Consider the following 5,266-nt stretch of genomic DNA (forward strand, 5'->3'; position numbering starts at 1 on the left):
CTATAAATGGTACTAAATTTGTCATCGAGTTTAATTGTTAATTTTATACTTTTAACTATAGAGTATATCGAAAAACCCTTAATTTTGGTGTTTATTTATAAATCTTTATGAAGGAATACCTGAAATCAGAAGTAAATCGAAATCCTATATAGAATAATATTTTCTACATAAATGGTACTTTTCAGTAAGAAGTCAACCCGAACTTCTAACATTTCAAAGATTATATTGTAGTCAATAAAACTATATTTGTTATATATATCCTTTATCGACTAATATAAGATGTATTGTATATTAGTAACAAATAATCTGTTTTGAACTATAATCAAATAGCAGCAAGTTTTCCTGAGTCTGTAATTTCGTATCCATTTTCATCTGATATATAGCCCAGTGCTTTTAGTTCTCTCAGGTGGTTATATGTCATCCCTTTTGATATACCCAGTTCTTCTGCTATTTCTCCTACAGATGAAGTACCAGATTGTATCTGTTCAAGTATCGACCTTTTAGTTGTAGAAATGTTAAAACTCAAAATGGGGAAATCTATTATCTCGTGGTCTTCTTCTGTAACATACACCACCCTTTTTACCATATCTTTTCGTGCATATGCTCCAAATAACGCTCCGAATGCTTGTGTTTTTCTACTTCCTGAAACATTAGTTATTATCTGGTTCCCTTTATCGTGTTCTTCATCTATTAACTCAGCTACATCACTGGCAACCTGTACATGGTCGTAAAGTGATGTGTTTTTTCTTTTAATTTCTATCATCGATCCGAACGTATTTTCTATAGTCTCTGTCGATTCTACTTTTTTATCAGGTGCATCCTCTTCTGTTAGGATTATAACTTGAGATGGGGAAAATTTCGTTATGCAGAGTATTACTGGTTCTACATCAAATATTGTAGTTATAAGTGTTCTGTTTGTCATTATATGTTACTGGATGTTAATCTATAATAAATATGTTTCTGTATATACAATACATATTCAGAGTATAATGGTTATATTAAATTTTTAAAAATCCAAAGTTTTATATAATTAGTATATTATAGTGAATGTCAAGGGTTCACAAATTAAAATTTATCTTCAAAATTGAGGAGATACATTGACATGAGTAAGAAAAAGCAGTACAAAAAGAAGGTCCATTGGACTGACGGAGACTCGGGCAGATTTTCTGACGGTACCAGGTTCAAATTGCAAAATGTCAGAGCTTCTGAATCCGGGCAAAATGGGGGACAAAAAATCAAGAGAGTATCTGCCGGCATGACAAGTAGGAGCAAAAACCATGTTATTGTCGAGGAGGTTAACAAGGATAAGTAGGGTAGAAAACTGGTCAAAATGAAGAACAAGGGTGGATCTATCAATAAAAGGCTCAGGAAAAAAGGGTATATAGACATGGGAAACTGAAAATTACATTATTTAGAATATGTACAACCGTTAAGGAGGAGTGAACTATTAACAAAATCAGCTTAGATTTCAGGGATGGTGACAAATTGACATGGATTAAACTGGAAGGTCAACATAATGAATCCGGTATCAATAATAAACAGCTGGGAGGATGTGAGGTATCACACAGAGTGAATAACAGTCTGCAGATTATTTCAAGCATCATAGGTCTGCAGGTCGACCGTCTGCAGGATCAGAAAGCTATAGAAGTTTATGAACAGGTACAGGATAAAATCAAGATGATTTCTATTGCACATGAAAACCTTCCAAATACCAATCATCATATCAACCTGCCAAATTACATACAAAAAATCATTGATTATCTTGTGGATACCTATAAACATACTTCAGAGGAAGTAAATTTTGACCTGAACATTGAGGACATCGATTTGCCTATAGATACCGCAATTCCGCTTGGTATCATAGCAGGCGAGCTGACTTATAGTTGCCTGAATTCTGAATCATGCGGAAACAGTACAGTAGGAATAAAACTGCATACTGAACAAAATCACTGCGTTTTAACTGTGAATGATGGCCACTGCAGATTGCCTGAAATACTTGAACTTGATGATACTGAACTGTGTTGTATGAACCTTGTGGGTATTCTGACAAAACAGCTTGACGGTCAGATAGAAACAGGAAATATAAGCGGAAGTTATGTGGAAATCACATTCAAAACCTGAAAACAATTATTAATCAGTTATAACGATACATGTACTGACACCAAAATCGAGGGTATATATTGCTGGATTCAAACCTTGCTACACTTAAACCGAAACAGAGATTGGCAGTAGAACACAGCGAAGGACCGCTGCTGGTTCTGGCTGGTGCGGGTACGGGAAAAACCACTACGATAACAACCAAAATCGCATACATGATTGAATATCTTGGGATTCCACCCGAAGAAATTCTGGCGCTTACGTTTTCAAGGGATGCTGCAAAAAATATGCAGCAGAAAGTTCAGGATTTGTTAGGCAGGGGGAGAGATGTAAATGTCAGTACATTTCACTCTTTTTGCTCGGAACTTTTGAGAGAACACCCTGATGAATGCGGAGTGTCTGAAAATTTTACAATCTATGAAGATATGGACCTGGCGATTTATCTTCACAGGGAACTGGACATTGATTCAAAGAAGGCAGCTCACTACTCAAGTTCAATTTCAAAAGCCAAAGACCTGAACTTGTCGATAGGAGATTTCAAGGGTTATATCGATGGCGAAAAAGAGATACTTTATAAATTTGGCAGCGAAGATGGATGGGAACAGCTGTACCATGACTATAAAGTAAATCTCAATACATTCCACCTAAAAGATAAGAGCGAACAGAAAGCTCTGAAAGAGGAGAAGAAATCCTGGCAGGAGTTCATACATGTTTACGATGAATACCGCAAGTATCAGGATTTCATCAACGCATGGAAAAGCTATGAAGAAAAGAAGTCCAATATCAACGCACTTGATTACGGTGACCTGAATTATATCGCACTGCAATATCTTGATACTTATGGCACGGAGGAGTTGAACGATACATACAGATACATCGTTGTGGACGAATTTCAGGATACCAATTATCTACAGTTCGAATTAATAAAACGCCTGACTGCAAGCGAACAGAACGTCACTATCGTTGCAGACCCAAACCAGTCGATTTACGCTTTCCGAGGAGCGTATACAGACAACATCGAAGAGTTCAAGAAAAAGTACGATATCCATGAAGATGATTTCGTGGCAATTGATGTGAGCTACAGGTCAACCAACAAAATCCTGAGAGTATCTCATGAACTGATACAGAACAACTATTCGGATGACAGAAAATCAGAATGCATCCTGCTAAAAAACCATGAAGATAGCGAAGGAGACAATGTCATTATCCAGGAGACTGTGGATGATAAAGAGGAAGCAAGGAAGATTGCTGAAATGGTCGATTGGTGTGCGGAGGAGGGTACACCTCTTGAGGACGTAGCAGTACTTTACAGGACGCATTCTCAGGGCAGAGTTGTGAAAGATACGCTCCAGAGACGGGGATTTCCTGTATCCGTGAAGGAAAATACCGATTTCCTGAAACTTCCAGAAATTAAAACTGCTCTGGCTTATCTATATGTGTTGAATAATTTCACCCATCCAACTCCCAGGGGAACTGAAAGCTGGTGGAGGCTGTTCCACTACAATAAATCCCTCGACCGGAGCGATTCGATAAAAATCGCTGAATACATCAAGAACAATCGTACTACACTTCAGGATGTTATCTATCATCATCTAGACAAACTGGCCCTCAGTGACAGGGGACTGGAAATCATCAATAGCGTTAAACAGTCCATAGATACTCTTTTTGAAAAAACCATTTACGACATCTCGGACCTTTTACTGGAGATATATGATTACACAGGATTGGTCAGGCAGTTCTCAGGTTCTGATACTGTCAGGAACAGGGAAGCTCTGCTGAACCTCAGAAAACTGTACGAAACCGCTGAAACATTCGAACAGATGCACGGCCGCGACCTATCGGATTTTATAGCTTATCTGGAGATTCTAGATGAGATGGATGGGAATCCGTCTGCTGCGAATATAACAGATGATAATGCGGTTAACCTGATGACGATCCATTCCGCTAAAGGTCTGGAATTTGATACTGTTTTTGTTATTAACATGGCTGATAACAGGTTCCCGCTGAAAAGAGGAGGCAAGGAACCTCTGATACCTTATGAACTGATGGAACAGTATAGAGATATCTTTGAAAGTGACTTCGATTCTGAAAAGGAGTTGAATAAAGCGATTGATGCCAGAAAGAAACAATTCAAAACCGAAGAAGAGCGTAGGCTCTGTTATGTAGCGTTTACAAGAGCAAAAAGCCATCTCGTACTGACGTTTTCGGATGTATACAATGGCAGTGATTCAGGTCCATCAGATTTCCTGTATGATATTGGTTTCGATGACAGTTTTGAAGACGGCGATGCTCTGGATGATATCACTTTCTACAGAGATACTGAAAACAGAGCAAAAGAACTGGTAAAGGATGATGACATCGAACGTGAGAAACAAAGGAGAAGGAAACTCCTGATGGAATCGATGGATTCTGATGATGTTACAGAACCGTTGAAACACCTGCTTGTCTACCAGGAATTGGTGAATAAAGAAGACAGAGATTATCTGGTAGAGATAAAATCGAACTGGTCAAAAATAAACCCATTACCAGAAGCTTCCAGAGTTTTGGATTCGTGTGAAAGCGGCAAATGCGGTCCGAAATTCGACCCTGATAACCTGTCGTTTAGTTATTCATCGATTAAAACGTATGAGGAATGTCCGAAAAAATATGAGCTTCAAGAATTGCTCAGGATGCCTGATAGAAGTTCTGAAAAGTTTGGTGAAGCTGCAAATATCGGAAGTTTCGTACATAAAGCTCTTGAGATTGCTGTAAAGAGAAAAGTGGAGACCAAAAATCAGCTCTATGAAATCGTATATGAACTAGCAGGAAAACCTGATTGGAAAATGATTGACCTTAAGCAAACATATACCCTTTTTGATACTTTCTGGGAGAGGCATAAAGATAAAATCCAGAATAATTTCGCTGTTGAGAAGAGGTTTTCTGTACCTATTGGAGGTTTCTATTTTAAAGGATTTATCGACAGAGTTGATTTATTGTCCAATCATGATAAAGAAGTAGAGGTAATAGATTATAAAACAGGCAAAACCGAACCACCTACTGGGGATAGGTCCAGGCAGTTGTTGCTGTACTCTTATGGATTCAATCACCTTTATCCTGAATATACAGTCAGAAGGGTCACACTGGATATGCTGGGTAAAGAGAAGCCAAAATCGTTTGAAATCAACGGTGA

4 protein-coding genes are annotated in these 5,266 nt (G+C 38.1%); 3 read left to right on the top strand and 1 reads right to left on the bottom strand.

What is annotated here, in order from left to right; genetic code table 11:
* Positions 1 to 322: 322 nt before the first annotated feature.
* A complete protein-coding gene (gene csa3 / locus ACLFMM_RS09125; protein ID WP_410808425.1) occupies positions 323 to 922 on the bottom strand; it encodes a CRISPR-associated CARF protein Csa3 in 600 nt (199 codons plus the stop codon).
* Positions 923 to 1,102: 180 nt separating this feature from the next.
* On the opposite strand from csa3, the gene ACLFMM_RS09130 reads away from it, so the two are divergent.
* The 3 genes from ACLFMM_RS09130 to ACLFMM_RS09140 all read left to right on the top strand — a co-directional run.
* The gene (locus ACLFMM_RS09130) at positions 1,103 to 1,312 is read left to right on the top strand and encodes a nuclease (RefSeq protein ID WP_410808426.1); all 210 of its coding nucleotides are present in this window, start codon (positions 1,103 to 1,105) and stop codon (positions 1,310 to 1,312) included.
* Positions 1,313 to 1,485: 173 nt separating this feature from the next.
* The gene (locus tag ACLFMM_RS09135; RefSeq protein ID WP_410808427.1) at positions 1,486 to 2,121 is read left to right on the top strand and encodes a sensor histidine kinase; all 636 of its coding nucleotides are present in this window, start codon (positions 1,486 to 1,488) and stop codon (positions 2,119 to 2,121) included.
* 59 nt (positions 2,122 to 2,180) lie between these two features.
* Positions 2,181 to 5,266 (top strand): ATP-dependent helicase (locus ACLFMM_RS09140; protein WP_410808428.1); only part of this gene is annotated, 3,086 nt, incomplete at its 3' end.

It is taken from the genome of Methanohalobium sp., from assembly GCF_046546175.1.
Classification (GTDB): domain Archaea; phylum Halobacteriota; class Methanosarcinia; order Methanosarcinales; family Methanosarcinaceae; genus Methanohalobium.